The following is a 15,146-nucleotide window of genomic DNA, read 5'->3' on the forward strand; positions in this document are numbered from 1 at the left end:
GGTCAGCGGGCCAGTTGCACGTGCCGCCGGCCCCCACCCGGCGAGGTGGACAGCGGCTCCGCCGACCTGCCGTTGCGCACCGCCAGCAGTTCCGCGGCGATCGAGACGGCGGTCTCGGCCGGGGTGCGCGCCCCCACGTCCAGGCCCGCCGGGGAGTGCAGGCGGGACAGGGTCTCGTCGCTGAAACCGCCCGCCTGCAGGGCCTCCAGCCGATGCGCATGCGACGCCGAGGTACCCAGGGCAGCCAGATACCCCAGCTCGGGTAGTCGCAAAGCGACGGTGAGCAAAGGGATTTCGAACTTCGGGTCGTGCGAGAGCACCACCATGGCGGTGTCGCGATCGATCTCACCGGCCGAGGCCAGGGTGTTGAGATAGCGGTGCGGCCAGTCGACCACCACCTCGCAGCCGGGATAGGCGGTCGAGTTGGCGAAGGTCGGGCGGGCGTCGACGATGGTGATCCGGTAGCCGAGCAGCCGGGCCTGGGTGGCCAGCGCGCTCGCGAAGGCATTGGCCCCCACCAGGATCAGATGCGGCGGGCGGGCGAACGAGGACACGAAGACGTCGGAGTCGGGGAGCGAGACCAGCTCGGTGCCGTGCTTGCGGTCGGTGATGAGGTGCTGCCCGATCACATCCGGATCGGAGTGCCAGACCACGGTGAACAGGGTGACCTGACGCTGCGCCTCGATATCCGCCGCGATATCCGGGAATTCCGGAAAGTGCCTGCGCGAGAACGGTTCCGTGAAGACGTCGAGGGTGCCGACGCAGTCCATCTGGGCGTCCAGGCCGCTGCCCGGACCGAACCGCTGCAACCCGCGCCGGCCGGTGCGCGCCGATTCCGCGGCAGCCTCGTACGCGGCGGCCTCGGCGCAGCCCGCCGAGATGGATCCGAAGGCCCGGCCGTCGGCGTCCACCACCATGGCCGAACCGATCGGCACCGGCGTCGCGCCCTGTGCCCGAACGAGAGTGGCCAACCCTCCGGTCCGCCCGCTGTGCCATACCCGAAGAAGGTCGTCGATGATTTCCCGCATCACATGCTCCCGCTCACAGTGCGCTGCCCGCCGGATAATCCCGATCGATCCCCGTAGCGAGGTCATCGCACGTGACGCACACCATATCCGCTCGTTCTCGTAAATAAGTGCCCGCCCCCGAATTTCCCTCCGCGCTCGCGCGGACCCCCGCCCAGTGCGCGCGCCCCAGCACCACCGGATGACCCGGGGCCGATCCGAAGAACGCTCGCGCCACCCGGCTCTCGCTCGCCCGCGCCGCCGCGATCACCCGCGCCACCACCTCGGGGCCGACGTCCGGCGTGTCCACCGGCATGATCGCCACGAACTCGGCGGGGGAGCGGGCTGCGCCGACATCCGCATTCCCCGGCGGGGTATTCCCTGCCGCGACAGTCTGCGACGCAACTGTTGAATCCGCGGGATGACCTGCTGGCTCCGTGGATTCACCGGTCCCGGTGAAGCGCGTGGTGATCCCGGGCGCGGCTGCCGCCGCCAGGCCCGCGCGGGTAGACGCGCTCAGCCCGAGGTCCCAGTCCTCGGCCCAAATGGGTTGCACGCCTTCGGGTATCGCTATGCCCGAAGTTTGCGACACCAGCCAGCCGCCGTTTGCGGCTCGATACGCGGGCCCGGTCGCGCCCAGCACCACGACGACCCGGTCGCAGCCGCCGTCCCGCAGTGCCCGCACCGCCCCGCGCAGCCACGCGCCACCCTCGGCCAGCACTTTCGGCATGCCATATCGCCGACCGGCACCGGCCGCGAGCAGAATTCCATCGCAGCGTTCGGGACTCACGCGAGCAGGGTAATCCGGCCCGCGCAGGTTCGCTGGCCAAGCGACCGGAAGGGTAGCCCGACCGGCCCGCCGCACATCGGACCAGATGGGACGGTGCGGGCCGCACCGATGAGCCGCGCGGTCACGAGCCGAGCGCGGTCAGCGTCTGCTGGACCTTCAGCAGGCGGGCGGGGTCGATGCCCTCGCAGAGCGTGCGGGCCTTCTCCAGATAGACCTGCGCCAGGGCCGGGTTGTCGGCGCGGCGTTCGAGCTCGCCGAGCGCCCACCACGCGGCCGCCTCACCGCCCGCGTCGGACATGCCGCGGGTGAGAGCGCGCGACTCCTCGTATTTGATGCGGGCGGCGTCGAATTCGCCGCGGTTGCGGTGGATGTGGCCGAAACCGCGCAGGGTGTCGATCTGGAGCAGGGTGTCCGGGATCTCCTTGCTGATCCGGTACGCCTCCTCGAACAGCGTCCAGGCTTCGTCCAGATCGCCGCGCAGACCCGCGATCCCGCCCAGTCCCCACACCGACCAGCCCTCGCAGTAGCCGTCCCCGATCCGCCGGGCGATGGCGTGCGCCCGGTGGTAGTACTCGTCGCCCGCGGCGTATCGCTCGCTGAGCCGCTCGATATGGCCGAGCTCGCGCAGGGCGTCGCACTCCAGGTGCAGGTCACCGAGCGAATGCGCGATGCGCAGGACCTGCCGGACCGCGTCGCGGGCGGCATCGCGGCGATCCTGGTGCCGCAGCGCGGCGGCATGCCAGAGCAGGGCGCGGGCGGTGCGGGCATGATCGCCGATGTCCTCGGCCAGCCGCCGGGCGTGCTCGAAACAAACTGCTGCCCTGGAGTATTCGCGCACCGTCTTGAGCAGGTGGCCGAGGCCGTACCAGGCGTCGCATTCCGCGGTCCGGTCGCCGATGGCGTGATTGATCGAGGTGGCGAGCTCGAACATGCTGCGGCTCTCGGTCAGATAGCCCAGGGTGGCGAGCTGCCCGGCCAGCAGATCGGCGAACCGCGCGGTGTCCGAGGTGCGTTCGGCGGTGCGGGCGCACGCCAGCATCGTGCCCAGCCGCTCCTCGAACCACAGCCGGGCCTGCATGACGGCCATGTTCGGATTCCGGAAGTCACGCCCGGCGTGCGGATGCACGGTATCGAAGGGACGCGGTTTTCCGATGCCGCTCGCCGTCTCCAGATAGTGCCCGAGCAGGCGGCCCAGCGCGGCCCCGTGCTCGCCGGGCAGGCTCTCCGCGTCGGCCCGGCAGCGGGCGTAGAGGTGCAGCAGATTGTGCATCCGATACCGCTGATGACCCGGACGGCTGGCGAGCTGATCGATCATCCCGTCCTCGAAGACCCGCTGCAGCAGGCGTTTCGCGGCCGAGTCCTCGGCCTGCGCCATGGCCGCGAAATCATCGGAGGACACCGTCGAACTCGGGAACCAGCCGAGCAGGCGCACCGCGTGCCGCGCCTCCTCGTCGCGGAGCCGGGCGTACGAGAGGGCGAAGGCGTCGCGCATGGACTCGTCCTCGGCGGAGAACTTGTCGAGGATCAGTTCTGCCGGGCACATACCCACGCTCGGCCCGGTCGCGGGCAGCGTCACCAGGGTGCTCAGGGCGTCGAGGTCGTCACGCAGGTCCGCCAATAGTCCGGGCCGGCGGCTGATCCGGCCCGCCACCAAGCGGATCGGCAGCGGCAGCCCGCCCGCCACCTCCACGATCCGGCGGGCCGCCGCGGAGTCGTAGCCCGCGCCCAGATTGCCCAGCGTGGCCAGCATCTCCTCGGCCTCGTCCGGGCCCAGCGGCTCCAGCTCCAGCTGATTGACCCGCACCATGCCGGTCAGCGGCCGCCGACTGGTGATCACCACGAAGCAGCTCGGCGACTGCGGCAGCAGCGGCCGGATCTGCTTGCTCTCCAGCACATCGTCGAACACCACGAGCAGCCGCCGCCCCGCGGTCTCCCGCCGCCACAGCTGCGCCAACCGGCCCTGATCGGCCCGCAGTGGCGGCCGCACCCCCAGCTGACTCAGGCCCGCCGCCAGCAGGCGGGACGCGGTGTTCGCGCCCGCCTCCCGATCGTGACTGCGCATCCCCAGCCACACCGCGCCGTCCGGAAAGCGGTCCGCGAACTTGGCGACCAGCTGCCGGGTGAAGGCGGTCTTGCCCACCCCGGCGACACCCGTGATCAACTGCGCGCGGGAGTCGCCCAGGAAGTGCAGGTCCACCCGGCGGCGCATCTCCTCCATAGGATGGCGGCGGCCGATGAAGGTCGTCGAATCCGCCGTCGGCACGTACAACTGCCCGGCCCCGGTCCGGTTGAGCCCCAGGCGTTCCCGCGTGGCCTGATAGGCGCGGCGATCGTCCGGCGACAGGTGCGCCAGATCCTCGACGTCGACCAGCCGATCCCAGGTGGTGTGGTACACCAGCGCGAGCAACTCCAGCGTGTGCAGCGCGGGCGCCCGATAGCCGTACCCCTCCGGTGTGCGGGCGGGCCACTTCTCGATCTCGCACAGACGGCTGTTCTTCATCCGCGGCTCCCGATGGCCGTCCGGATCCACCAGGGGAGCGAGCTGATTGAACCGCTCCGCGGCCTGCCGCTGATTGAGGCCGTTGGCCTTGCGCCACGCCGTCCGCGGCCGCAGCCCCCGCCGCATCAGCTCGACGGCCAGCGGCTCCACCAAGGTCTGCTCGCTCAGACCGAGCGCCCGCAGCGAACGGCCGAGCCGGGCGATCTCCTGCGAGGAAGCGGCGGTCGAGTCCATCGGGGCACCTCCTCGCCCGCCATCGCCCGGCAATCGGTGCACCGGGCGTATTCGCTTGGCGGACAGCTGTATTCGCTCTCGACGGTAGCGAAGAAATCCGGGGCCGGGCGGGAAACTTCCGGGCCGGGGCCCGCGCTCGGCGCAGGTCGGAGCCGGTTCGGGCCGGGAAGAAACGGCGGGACATCGCGGTACGGGGACGGCGGCTCGCGGACGGTCCAATGGAAGCGTCGGGCAATGCCGGGACGGGGCGGGTCCGAGTGGAACGGAGGATCGGGATGGCCGTATGGGAGAACGAGTGGCTGATCACCTCGGACGTCGCTCACGAGGTGGCGTTCCGGGTGGATGTGCCCGAGCGGGGACGGGGCCGGTGGGTGCTCTCGTACCTGCCCACGACGCGGCGGCTGACCAGGGAACAAGCCCTGGCGGGTGTCCGGCTCGCAGAGTTGATTCTGCTCGGATTGCCCGGGCCCACAGGGGAATTCGACGCGGAAGCCGCGACCCTGCACGCCGCGCTGATCGGGCTCGGCCTCACCGAGGCCATGTGCCTGCTCGCCCTGCGTGACACCGGCGGTGACGTGGAGGCGGAGCCGTGTGAGGAGGCCGAAACGCGGACGCGGCGGCCGATCGCGCGATGCCGCCCCTGGTCCCCGGGGTCCCGAGAGGCGGCGACCGGTGTCCGGAATCGGCCGGGGCGGGAGGCAATCCGATGATCATCCATATCGGCGGGCTCGGCATGTACGTGCCGTTCCCGCGCCGGATCCATGCCGGGTGGTTCGCCATCGGCTGCGCCGCGGTGCTGGCGTTCGCCGTCACGGTCATGCTCGTGGTGGCGACCAGTTGTGGGACCCGGGTCTCCACCGAGCCCGGCCCGCCGCCCACCCCGCCGCCCGTGGCGCTCGTCGAGCCGTCGACGGGCTGAGGGGTGCCCGCCGGAAACACGAGGCCCCGCACCGGATTCGGTGCGGGGCCTCGCGGATTGCCGGGTGGGGCGGCGGTCAGAACAGGGCCAGGGCGGCGATCAGGCCGGACAGGGCGACGGTCTGCAGGGCGACCCGCGCATTGAGGATGCTGTCCCACTTGTCCTGCAGCGCACGGGCATCGGCGGGGATGACGCCGGTCCGCGCGGCCGCGGTCTGCGCGGTGTTGATCGGCTTGGCGATGAGGACGTAGCAGGCCAGCCAGGTGAGGAGGGCCGCGAGCGCGAGTCCGGCGGCGACCGCGGCGGCGGTCTGCCCGGCGGCGACCGCGCAGCCGAGGGTGAGGACGGCGGTGATGACGCCGCCGGCGCCGAAGATCGGCATGCGCTTGTCGCCGTAGTAGTGGCCCCAGCCGGCGCTGATCGTCACGGTCGCGTCGTCGAGGTGGTCGCGGTAGACGGACCGGGTAATGAGGGCGACGGACCAGTCGGTTCCGTAGACGACGGCATTGGCGAGGATCGCGAGGGCGGCGAGGATCTGGCCGGTCAGGATGAACATCGGGGGCCTCTTTCGGCTTGAATCTAGCGACGCTAGGAACTGAAGCAACGATAACAACGCTCTGGCTAGATTGTCTAGCGTTGCTAGAAACTTGTTCCCCGGTCGACCGAACGGTTTGGAAATCGGACCCCGGTGGCATGCCTCACAACAACCAAGATCACACTGTGTTGTGAAGGTGCTCACATCTGGACGGCCATCGGCGCGTCATGCACCGGTGGCCCGCATCACCCAAACAGTACGGGCGTTATGCAAAACTGCACGTCAGCGCTACTGGCAAGTAGATTCCACCGCTGCTATTAACAGGCAAATTTTGCAGGCTTAGCAAGATGCCGGTGAAAGCTAGCGGGGATTCACACTTGCAACAGGTAGACGGACATTTTTTCCTGTGCCATCGTGTGGAAGTACACCTCGCGGGCCTAGCAAGTCTGCAAATTGCCGCTCCAGCAGTGGTCGAACATCCCCCCGGGGAATTCGACCGGCGGGGCTACCGAGACCGAACGAAGAAGTGGAGTCAGAGATGTCGAAGGTCGGCACCCCGAAGACCGCTGCGGAGATCCAGCAGGATTGGGACACCAACCCCCGCTGGAAGGGCATCACCCGCAACTACACCGCCGAGCAGGTCGTGAAGCTGCAGGGCACCGTCGTCGAGGAGCACACCCTCGCCCGCCGTGGTGCCGAGATCCTGTGGGATCTCGTCAACAACGAGGACTACATCAACTCCCTGGGCGCCCTCACCGGTAACCAGGCCGTGCAGCAGGTCCGCGCGGGCCTCAAGGCCATCTACCTGTCCGGTTGGCAGGTCGCCGGTGACGCGAACCTCTCCGGCCACACCTACCCGGACCAGTCGCTGTACCCGGCCAACTCGGTTCCGGCCGTGGTGCGTCGCATCAACAACGCGCTGCTGCGCGCCGACGAGATCGCCAAGGTCGAGGGTGACACCTCGGTCGCCAACTGGCTGGCCCCGATCGTCGCCGACGCCGAGGCCGGCTTCGGTGGCGCGCTGAACGCCTACGAGCTGCAGAAGGCCATGATCGCCTCCGGCGCGGCCGGCGTGCACTGGGAGGACCAGCTGGCCTCCGAGAAGAAGTGTGGCCACCTGGGCGGCAAGGTGCTGATCCCCACCCAGCAGCACATCCGCACCCTGACCTCCGCGCGTCTGGCCGCCGACGTCGCCGACGTGCCGTCGGTGATCATCGCCCGCACCGACGCCGAGGCCGCCACCCTCATCACCTCCGATGTGGACGAGCGCGACCGCGAGTTCCTGGACGGCACCCGCACCGCCGAGGGCTTCTTCGGCACCAAGAACGGCATCGAGCCCTGCATCGCGCGTGCCAAGGCCTACGCCCCGTACGCCGACCTCATCTGGATGGAGACCGGCGTGCCGGACCTCGAGGTCGCGCGCAAGTTCGCCGAGTCGGTTCGCAGCGAGTTCCCGGACCAGCTGCTGGCCTACAACTGCTCGCCGTCCTTCAACTGGAAGGCGCACCTGGACGACGCCACCATCGCGAAGTTCCAGCGTGAGCTGGGCGCCATGGGCTTCAAGTTCCAGTTCATCACCCTGGCCGGCTTCCACTCGCTGAACTACGGCATGTTCGACCTGGCGCACGGCTACGCCCGCGAGGGCATGACCGCGTTCGTCGACCTGCAGGAGCGCGAGTTCAAGGCCGCCGCCGAGCGTGGCTTCACCGCCGTCAAGCACCAGCGTGAGGTCGGCGCCGGCTACTTCGACACCATCGCCACCACCGTCGACCCCAACACCAGCACCGCTGCGCTGAAGGGCTCGACCGAAGAGGGCCAGTTCCACTGAGCCACAACAGGTTCTGAGAACCTGTGCCCGGGGCGGTAGTCGCATCACAACCTCCGCCGCCCCGGGAACCCCGAACCCCGTCGGGAGGGATGGCAAGCCCCTCCCGGCGGGTGTTCACCCGCCCTTCCCGTCGACAGCCCCGGCGGGGAGGGCATTTTCCTATAGCGTTTTTGCACAAGACCTTAAGAAGGCGCAGGGTCGTTCAGTTATACGACGCCTTCATCCACAGCTACGACGGCCGAACTGGCGGCGTTCGATACGAGACAACTGATTTCGTAACGGTCGGGGTAACTCACCGGGTACGACCGAAATTGGTTCGGCACTCGACGCAGGCACGGATGCAGAAGTGGCAACGGCACTCAGCCGCCCGCAAAAGTTGCGGGGAGGCGGAACGGAGCGGGACGTGAGCAGCGAAAAGATTCAGCGCGTCGGCATTATCGGCGCGGGACAGATGGGCGCCGGCATCGCCGAGGTTTGCGCCCGGGCACACGTCGATGTGCTCGTCTTCGAGCAGACCCGTGAATTGGCCGCCGCCGGTCGCGCCCGCATCCTGCGGTCGCTGGACCGCGGCGTGTCCAGTGGCAAGATCACCGAGCGCGAGCGCGAGCAGGCCGCCTGGCGGCTGCGCTTCACCAGTGACCTCGGCGACTTCGCCGACCGCCAGCTGGTGGTCGAGGCCGTCGTGGAGAACGAGGACGTGAAGACCGCGATCTTCAGCGAACTCGACAAGGTCGTCACCGACCCCAACGCGGTACTGGCCTCCAACACCTCCTCCATTCCGATCATGAAGATCGCCGTGGCGACCAACAACCCGGAGCGGGTGGTCGGCATGCACTTCTTCAACCCGGTGCCGGTGCTGCCGCTCGTCGAGCTGGTCACCACCCTCAAGACCACCGAGACCGTCACCAAGCGGGCCGAGCAGTTCGCCGCCGACGTGCTGGGCAAGCAGGTCGTGCGCTCCGCCGACCGCTCCGGTTTCGTGGTCAACGCGCTGCTGGTGCCCTACCTGCTCTCGGCCATCCGGATGGTCGAATCCGGTTTCGCCACCAAGGAAGACGTCGACAAGGCCATGGTGCTGGGCTGTGCCCACCCGATGGGCCCGCTGGCGCTGACCGACCTGGTCGGCCTCGACACCGTGAAGTCCATCGCCGACTCCATGTACTCGGAGTTCAAGGAGCCGCTCTACAGCGCGCCGCCGCTGCTGATGCGCATGGTCGAGGCGGGTCTCCTCGGTAAGAAGGCCGGAGCGGGCTTCTACCAGTACAACCGCGCTTGAGATAGAAAGTCGCGCGGCGCTCGCGAGAGCGCCGCGCCTTTTTTACCCAGGTGCGCGTCGCCGGGCATGTGGCGGCGTCCACCTTCACCGGGCATAAGCTGCAAACAGGTCGATTCCGGCCCGCAGCTCGGAAGGAGTGTCCTTCTCATGGTCAACGTCGCCGACGGATTCGGGTCCAGCATTCTGGGTTACCCGCGGATCGGGCAACACCGCGAACTCAAGCGTGCACTCGAGTCGTATTGGCACGGCACGCTTTCCCGTGACGAACTGCTCGCGGTCGGGCGCGAGATTCAGGAGAGTCAGTATCTGGAGCTGGCAGCCACCGGGTTGACCCAGGTCCCCGGCAACATCTTCTCCTTCTACGACCACATTCTCGACAACGCGCTGCTCTTCGGCGCGGTCCCGCAGCGGTTCGAGCCCTTCCGGGACGGCCTGGACCCGTTGGACTTCTACTTCCTGATGGCTCGCGGCCGGCCCGATCTGCCTCCGCTCGAGCTGGTCAAGCTGCTGAACACGCCGTACCACTACCGGCAGCCGGAACTCGAGCCCGACACCGAGTTCTCACTGCACCCCGAAGCGCTGCTCGACGAATTCGACCGCGCCAAGGCCGCGGGCATCGAGCTGCGTCCGGTGGTGCTCGGCCCGCTGTCGCTGCTGCTGCTGTCCAAGACCGGACACGTGCCCGGCGAGACCGAATTCGACAAGCTGGTGCTGCTCGACAAGCTGCTACCGGTGTACGAGGAACTGTTCGAGGTGCTGGCCAAGCGCGGCGCCACCTGCGTGCAGCTCGACGAGCCCTGTTTCACCAGCGACCGCTCGCCCTCCACCATGGAGCTGTTCGAGAAGACCTACCAGCGGCTGTCCAAGGCCCCGCTGCGCCCGCGCATGCTGGTCACCGGCGCGTACGGCGATTTCGGTGAGGCCACCGAAATCCTGTGCCGCACTGCGGTCGAGGCCATCGGCCTGGACCTGGCCAGCTACCGGATCCGGCCCGAGGACCTGGCCGCCATCCCCGGCATCAAGCGCAAGCGGCTCTACGCCGGCGTCATCAGCGGCACCAATGTGTGGCGCGCCGACCGGTACGTGACGCTGGAATACCTCAACGCGCTCGCCCAGGTCTGCCCCGACATGGTGGTGTCCACCGGCGCCTCGCTGCTGCACGTGCCCTACGACGTGCTGCGCGAATACGAGCTGGAGGGCAATGTCGCCGACCGTCTCGCCTTCGCCAAGCAGAAGGTGCTGGAAGTGGTCTCGCTGGCCAAGGCGCTGACCGAGGGGCCCTCGGAGAAGTGGCGCAAGAAGCCGACCTCGGTGCACTTCAAACAGAAGCACGCGGTGCGTCAGCGCGTCTACGCCGTGACCCCGCAGATGCGGGTGCGCGAACCGTACGAGACGCGAAAGCTGGCGCAGCAGGCCAAACTTCAGCTGCCGCTGGTGCCCGCCACCACGCTGGGCTCGTTCCCGCAGACCCCGACCGCCCGGCAGGCGCGTCACGACCTCGGTCAGGGCCGTTTGTCGTTCGACGAGTACCGCAAGCGCATCGAAGCCGAGATCGAGTCCACCATCCGGTTGCAGGAGGACATCGGCCTGGATGTGCTGGTGCACGGCGAGCACGAGCGCAACGACATGATCCAGTTCTTCGCCGAACAGCTGGACGGCATGGCCACCACCCACTTCGGCTGGGTGCAGGTGTACGGCTCCCGCTGCGTGCGGCCGCCGATCGTGTACGGCGACGTGGCCCGCCCCGAACCCATGTCGGTGTCGTGGACCGCGTACGCGCAGTCGCTCACCGACAAGCCGGTCAAGGGCATGGTCACCGGGCCGGTCACCATGCTGGCCCGCTCCTTCGTGCGTCAGGACCAGCCGCTCTACGAGACCGCCGACCAGGTGGCGCTGGCCATCCGCGACGAGGTCGTGGACCTGGAGAAGGCCGGCATCGCCATCATCCAGGTGGACGAGCCGTCCATCCGCGAGCTGCTGCCGCTGCGCAAGAAGGGGCAGGCCGAGTACCTGCGCTGGGCGGTCGGCGCGTTCAAGCTGGCCACCTCCGGGATCAAGCCCGAGACCCAGATCCACACGCACATCGGCTATTCCAGCCGCGGCGACGTGGTGGCGGCCATCGAGGAACTCGACGCCGACGTCACCGCCATCGTCGCCACCCGCTCCATCGAATGGGTGCTGGAGGCGTTGAAGGAGGACTGCGCCGAGGGCCGCGGCCTCACCCACGGCGTCGGGCCCGGCGTCTACGAATCACGGTCCGCGCGGATCCCGGACATCGACGAACTGGACGAGCTGCTCACCGCGGCCGCCGAGGCCGTCAGCCCGGAACGGCTGTGGGCCAACCCGGACGGCGGTCTCAAGACCCGCCACCACTGGCAGCTGGATCCGTCGCTGCGCAATATGGTGGCCGCCGCCCGTCGCGTCCGCCGCCGCGCGGAAGCGGCCGCGGGCGAAACCGCCTGAGGCCGTAGCGTTCTCACCCCGGACCCCGGTTCGATCCACCGATCGGACCGGGGTTCCGCGTGTTCGCCGCCGACGACCGGAAGGGCGATCGGATGCCGCCGGACCAGCAGGGGAAGTAGGTTCGCGGTCTCCCGGAATTGTCGGTGGGCCTCGCTACGGTGTGGGCGTGAACCGCACGGACCGGCTCTACGCGATCGTCGAGGAGTTGCGGGCGGTGTCGCCGCGCCTGCGCACCGCACGGGAACTCGCCGCGCGGCACGGGGTGAGCGTCCGCACGGTCGAGCGGGATATCAGCGCGCTCCAGCAGTCGGGGGTCCCCATCTACGCCGATGTGGGGCGGCGGGGCGGGTACGCGCTGGAGAAGAGCATGTCGCTGCCGCCGCTCAACTTCACCGCGGCCGAGGCGGTGGCGCTGGCCGTCGCGGTGGCGCGCGCCGACGGCGGTCCGTTCGCCGACGCGGGGCGCAGTGCGCTGCGCAAGATCCTGGCCGCCATGTCCGCCCAGAACGCCGCCGCCGCAAGGCAATTGGCGCTGCGTGTGCGGCTGCTGGAATCACCCGAGGCGGTCGCGCCCATGCCGGTGCCGCCCGAGGTGGAGCAGGCCGTGGTGGCGCGGCGGGTGCTGCGCATCGAATACCTGGATCGGGCGGGCGTGCTCAGTGAGCGCGAGGTGGAACCGGTGGCCCTGCTGCACGGCGGCCGGGGCTGGTACCTGCTGGGCTGGTGCCTGCTGCGCGACGAACCGCGCAATTTCCGGCTCGACCGGATGAAGGCGATCGAACTGACCGAGCGGATCGGGCCGGAGCGGTCCATCGAGACGTGCAGCCCGGCCGAACCGGTGCACGAGATCCGGATGATCTCGCTCGGCTAGGCCCGGGAAACACCGACGAAAGATCGGGAAACACCGACAGGGGGTTGTCGCCGGGCGGCGAGATCGTGGTGGGGCACAAGAATCCACGACGACCGCACAGGAGACAGCCATGACCACCCCGCCCTTCAACACCGTCGCCTGGTTCCAGGTCGGCAGCGACCAGCCCGACTCGGTGAAGACCTTCTACAACGGCCTGTTCGGCTGGAACTTCGCGCAGGACCCCGACCAGGACAGCGGCTACGACCTCATCACCTACCCGGGCAACGAGATGCCCGCCGGCGGCCTCGCGCACGTCGACGACGCCTCGGCCAATCACGCCATCTTCTATGTGCTGGTCCAGGACGTCGCCGCGACCCTGGCCGCGGCCGAGAAGCAGGGCGGCAAGGTGTTCCTGCAGCCCATGACCGCCAACAACGGCCTGGTCTTCGCCGAACTGCTCGACACCTCCGGCAACCGCTTCGGCGTCTTCAGCCCGCCGCCCGCGAACTGAGCGGCGCCGGTCCCGCCCGTCGCGGAGATAGCCTGTCCTGGACGTTGTTTCGAGACAGGAGTGTGGATCGTGGGCATGTTCGATCAGTTGAAGGACGCGGCGGGCAAGGCGGCGGAGCTGGCGGGTCAGCACGCCGACAAGCTGGAGCCGTTGATCGACAAGGCCGGCGACGCGCTGGACCAGCAGACCGACGGCAAGTTCGCCGGCGCGGTGGACAAGGTGCAGGACGCCGCCAAGCAGGCCCTGCGCGAGCAGTCGGGCCAGTAGCCGTCGGTGCATGACGTGCGGCCCGGGGCATTTCGCAGCGGCCGGTGCGAAATACCCCGCGGCGTCACATGGTGGCGGCGTCGATGACGAAGCGGTAGCGCACGTCGGAGGCGATCACGCGCTCGTAGGCGTCGTCGATGCGGTCAGCGGGGATGACCTCGATCTCCGCGCCGATGCCGTGCTCGGCGCAGAAGTCCAGCATCTCCTGGGTTTGCGCGATACCGCCGATCATCGAGCCGGACAGTGAGCGCCGGAAGCCGGACAGCGCCGAGGCCCGCACACTGTAGGGCTTGTCGGGCAGGCCGAGCGCCACCAGGCTGCCGTCCAGGCGCAACAGCTTGAGGTAGTCCTCGATCGGCAGGTCCGCGGACACGGTGTTGATGATCAGGTCGAAGCTGCCGCGCAGCTGCTTGAAGGTGGCGCGGTCACCGGTGGCGTAGTAGTGGTGCGCGCCGAACCGGCGGCCATCGTCCTGCTTGGACATCGAGTGGCTGAGCACGGTCACCTCCGCGCCCATGGCCGCGGCGATCTTCACGCCGATGTGCCCGAGCCCGCCCATGCCGATGATGGCGACCCGTTTGCCCGGCCCGGCGTTCCAGTGCCGCAGCGGTGAGAACAGGGTGATGCCCGCGCACAGCAGCGGCGCGGCCACATCCAGCCCGATGCCCTCGGGAATGGACAGCACGAAGCCCTCGGTCACCACGATCTGCGTGGAGTAGCCGCCCAGGGTCCGCCCGCCCGCCTGCTGTTCGGCGGGCACGGGGGAGTTGTAGGTCCAGACCGCGGCCCGGGTGCAGTACTGCTGTTCCCCGGCCACGCAGGGCTCGCACTCGCCGCACGAGTCGACCAGACAGCCCACGCCGACCCGGTCGCCGACCCGGTGCCGGGTCACTTCGGAGCCGACGGCGGCCACGATTCCGGCGATCTCGTGGCCGGGCACGCACGGGTAGGCGGTCCCACGCCATTCGTTGCGGGCGGTGTGGATGTCGGAGTGGCAGATGCCCGCGTACTTCACGTCGATCAGCACGTCGTGGGGTCCGAGTTCGCGGCGCTCGATGGCGACCTTCTCGAAGGACCCGTCCGGGGCGTTCACGGCATAGGCGGTAGCGGTGCTCATGGAGTCATGCCTACTCCCGCATCCCCCGGAGCTCAAACCTTTCGTCCGATTTCCCACCCCGGCGTGCCGCGCCGATGGGCCCGCAATCGGTCGGCATGCTGGCGGAATGGCGATTCTGCTGTCGTTCCTGTCGTTCTGCTCGACCCTGGTCGGCGGCCTGCTGGCCGTGCGGATCGGCGAGCGCAAGCGACTGGTGCTGGGGCTGGCGGCGGGAGTCATGCTCGGCGTGGTGGCCTTCGATCTGATGCCCGAGGCTCTCGAACTGGACGACAGCGAGGCGCTCGGCGTTCCGGTGCCGCTGCTGGCCGCGGTGATCGGTTTCTTCACCGTGCACGTGATCGAGCGGTCGATGGCCATCCACACCGGCCACGAGGACGAATTCGGGGCGCACCAGCACAATCACGACTTCAGTTCGCTGGGTTTGCTGGCCGCGGGCGGGCTGGTGTTCCACAGCACCCTCGACGGCCTCAGTATCGGTTTCGGCTTCCAGGCGGGCGCGGCGACGGGCGTGGCGGTGGCCATCGCGGTGATCTGCCACGACTTCGCGGACGGATTCAACACTTTCACCCTGGCCACGCTGTACGGCAATGCCCGCAAGCGTGGCCTGATCATGCTCGGGCTCGATGCCGTGGCCCCGGTGATCGGTGCGGTGATCGGTACGGTGGTCAAGGTTCCGTCCGGACTGGTCGGACTGTTCCTGGGTTATTTCGCGGGCTTCCTGCTCTACCTCGCCACGGCCGATATCCTGCCCGAGGCGCACGCGGGCAAACCCGCCCGCGGACCGTTGGTATGCACACTGGCCGGTGTGCTTTTCATATTGGGCGTTGTGGCGCTGAGTCATTGAAATGCTGG

Annotated in this window: 14 protein-coding genes; 9 read left to right on the plus strand and 5 right to left on the minus strand. The window is 68.8% G+C overall.

Annotated features, from left to right (window positions below; all coding sequences use genetic code 11):
• Window positions 1–2 precede the first annotated feature (2 nt).
• From ACFYTS_RS07680 to ACFYTS_RS07690, 3 genes are all read right to left on the minus strand, one after another.
• Window positions 3–1,028, minus strand: coding sequence for an XdhC family protein (locus tag ACFYTS_RS07680; RefSeq protein WP_357281964.1), 1,026 nt, complete (start codon window positions 1,026–1,028; stop codon window positions 3–5).
• Between the two features lie 13 nt (window positions 1,029–1,041).
• A complete protein-coding gene (locus tag ACFYTS_RS07685) occupies window positions 1,042–1,734 on the minus strand; it encodes an NTP transferase domain-containing protein (RefSeq protein ID WP_387302840.1) in 693 nt (230 codons plus the stop codon).
• A 181-nt stretch (window positions 1,735–1,915) separates the two neighbouring features.
• On the minus strand, window positions 1,916–4,528 hold the full coding sequence (locus tag ACFYTS_RS07690) for a tetratricopeptide repeat protein (protein ID WP_387302160.1): 2,613 nt from the start codon (window positions 4,526–4,528) through the stop codon (window positions 1,916–1,918).
• Between the two features lie 275 nt (window positions 4,529–4,803).
• Here ACFYTS_RS07690 and ACFYTS_RS07695 point away from each other — a divergent pair, with 275 nt between their 5' ends.
• The gene (locus tag ACFYTS_RS07695) at window positions 4,804–5,238 is read left to right on the plus strand and encodes a hypothetical protein (RefSeq protein WP_387302162.1); all 435 of its coding nucleotides are present in this window, start codon (window positions 4,804–4,806) and stop codon (window positions 5,236–5,238) included.
• Window positions 5,235–5,447 carry a hypothetical protein gene (locus tag ACFYTS_RS07700; RefSeq protein ID WP_357281958.1) on the plus strand — a complete coding sequence of 71 codons (213 nt, stop codon included), beginning with the start codon at window positions 5,235–5,237 and terminating at the stop codon, window positions 5,445–5,447. Before ACFYTS_RS07695 ends, ACFYTS_RS07700 begins: the two co-directional genes overlap by 4 nt.
• Window positions 5,448–5,523: 76 nt before the next feature.
• On the opposite strand, the gene ACFYTS_RS07705 is transcribed toward ACFYTS_RS07700, so the two are convergent.
• The gene (locus ACFYTS_RS07705) at window positions 5,524–6,003 is read right to left on the minus strand and encodes a DUF1772 domain-containing protein (protein WP_387302164.1); all 480 of its coding nucleotides are present in this window, start codon (window positions 6,001–6,003) and stop codon (window positions 5,524–5,526) included.
• A gap of 517 nt (window positions 6,004–6,520) precedes the next feature.
• Here ACFYTS_RS07705 and aceA point away from each other — a divergent pair.
• The 6 genes from aceA (at window position 6,521) to ACFYTS_RS07735 (ending at window position 13,177) form a co-directional block, all read left to right on the plus strand.
• Window positions 6,521–7,810 (plus strand): isocitrate lyase, encoded by a 1,290-nt coding sequence (aceA, locus tag ACFYTS_RS07710; RefSeq protein ID WP_357281955.1) that lies wholly within the window; start codon window positions 6,521–6,523, stop codon window positions 7,808–7,810.
• A gap of 403 nt (window positions 7,811–8,213) precedes the next feature.
• Entirely contained in the window at window positions 8,214–9,086 is an 873-nt protein-coding gene (locus ACFYTS_RS07715; protein ID WP_357281953.1) for a 3-hydroxybutyryl-CoA dehydrogenase, read from the plus strand.
• A gap of 147 nt (window positions 9,087–9,233) precedes the next feature.
• Window positions 9,234–11,549, plus strand: coding sequence for a 5-methyltetrahydropteroyltriglutamate--homocysteine S-methyltransferase (gene metE, locus ACFYTS_RS07720; RefSeq protein ID WP_387302167.1), 2,316 nt, complete (start codon window positions 9,234–9,236; stop codon window positions 11,547–11,549).
• Between the two features lie 166 nt (window positions 11,550–11,715).
• Window positions 11,716–12,420, plus strand: a complete 705-nt coding sequence (locus ACFYTS_RS07725) for a WYL domain-containing protein (protein ID WP_357281950.1) — start codon at window positions 11,716–11,718, stop codon at window positions 12,418–12,420.
• 109 nt (window positions 12,421–12,529) lie between these two features.
• Complete coding sequence (locus ACFYTS_RS07730; protein ID WP_387302169.1) at window positions 12,530–12,910, plus strand: VOC family protein; 381 nt, start codon at window positions 12,530–12,532, stop codon at window positions 12,908–12,910.
• Window positions 12,911–12,985: 75 nt separating this feature from the next.
• The gene (locus ACFYTS_RS07735) at window positions 12,986–13,177 is read left to right on the plus strand and encodes an antitoxin (protein ID WP_357281948.1); all 192 of its coding nucleotides are present in this window, start codon (window positions 12,986–12,988) and stop codon (window positions 13,175–13,177) included.
• A 64-nt stretch (window positions 13,178–13,241) separates the two neighbouring features.
• Here ACFYTS_RS07735 and ACFYTS_RS07740 read toward each other — a convergent pair whose 3' ends face one another.
• Window positions 13,242–14,294 carry an NAD(P)-dependent alcohol dehydrogenase gene (locus tag ACFYTS_RS07740; RefSeq protein WP_357281947.1) on the minus strand — a complete coding sequence of 351 codons (1,053 nt, stop codon included), beginning with the start codon at window positions 14,292–14,294 and terminating at the stop codon, window positions 13,242–13,244.
• A 106-nt stretch (window positions 14,295–14,400) separates the two neighbouring features.
• On the opposite strand from ACFYTS_RS07740, the gene ACFYTS_RS07745 reads away from it, so the two are divergent.
• Window positions 14,401–15,138 carry a ZIP family metal transporter gene (locus ACFYTS_RS07745; protein ID WP_357281945.1) on the plus strand — a complete coding sequence of 246 codons (738 nt, stop codon included), beginning with the start codon at window positions 14,401–14,403 and terminating at the stop codon, window positions 15,136–15,138.
• Window positions 15,139–15,146: the final 8 nt, after the last annotated feature.

The organism is Nocardia sp. NPDC004151, from assembly GCF_042874235.1.
GTDB lineage: Bacteria > Actinomycetota > Actinomycetes > Mycobacteriales > Mycobacteriaceae > Nocardia.

Excerpts from the sequence above, each read along its gene's own strand:
- ACFYTS_RS07680 (WP_357281964.1), bottom strand. The coding sequence starts at position 1,028 with ATGCGGGAAATCATCGACGACCTTCTTCGGGTATGGCACAGCGGGCGG.
- ACFYTS_RS07685 (WP_387302840.1), bottom strand. The coding sequence starts at position 1,734 with ATGCCGAAAGTGCTGGCCGAGGGTGGCGCGTGGCTGCGCGGGGCGGTG.
- ACFYTS_RS07690 (WP_387302160.1), bottom strand. The coding sequence starts at position 4,528 with ATGGACTCGACCGCCGCTTCCTCGCAGGAGATCGCCCGGCTCGGCCGT.
- ACFYTS_RS07695 (WP_387302162.1), top strand. The coding sequence starts at position 4,804 with ATGGCCGTATGGGAGAACGAGTGGCTGATCACCTCGGACGTCGCTCAC.
- ACFYTS_RS07700 (WP_357281958.1), top strand. The coding sequence starts at position 5,235 with ATGATCATCCATATCGGCGGGCTCGGCATGTACGTGCCGTTCCCGCGC.
- ACFYTS_RS07705 (WP_387302164.1), bottom strand. The coding sequence starts at position 6,003 with ATGTTCATCCTGACCGGCCAGATCCTCGCCGCCCTCGCGATCCTCGCC.
- aceA (WP_357281955.1), top strand. The coding sequence starts at position 6,521 with ATGTCGAAGGTCGGCACCCCGAAGACCGCTGCGGAGATCCAGCAGGAT.
- metE (WP_387302167.1), top strand. The coding sequence starts at position 9,234 with ATGGTCAACGTCGCCGACGGATTCGGGTCCAGCATTCTGGGTTACCCG.
- ACFYTS_RS07730 (WP_387302169.1), top strand. The coding sequence starts at position 12,530 with ATGACCACCCCGCCCTTCAACACCGTCGCCTGGTTCCAGGTCGGCAGC.
- ACFYTS_RS07735 (WP_357281948.1), top strand. The coding sequence starts at position 12,986 with ATGTTCGATCAGTTGAAGGACGCGGCGGGCAAGGCGGCGGAGCTGGCG.
- ACFYTS_RS07740 (WP_357281947.1), bottom strand. The coding sequence starts at position 14,294 with ATGAGCACCGCTACCGCCTATGCCGTGAACGCCCCGGACGGGTCCTTC.
- ACFYTS_RS07745 (WP_357281945.1), top strand. The coding sequence starts at position 14,401 with ATGGCGATTCTGCTGTCGTTCCTGTCGTTCTGCTCGACCCTGGTCGGC.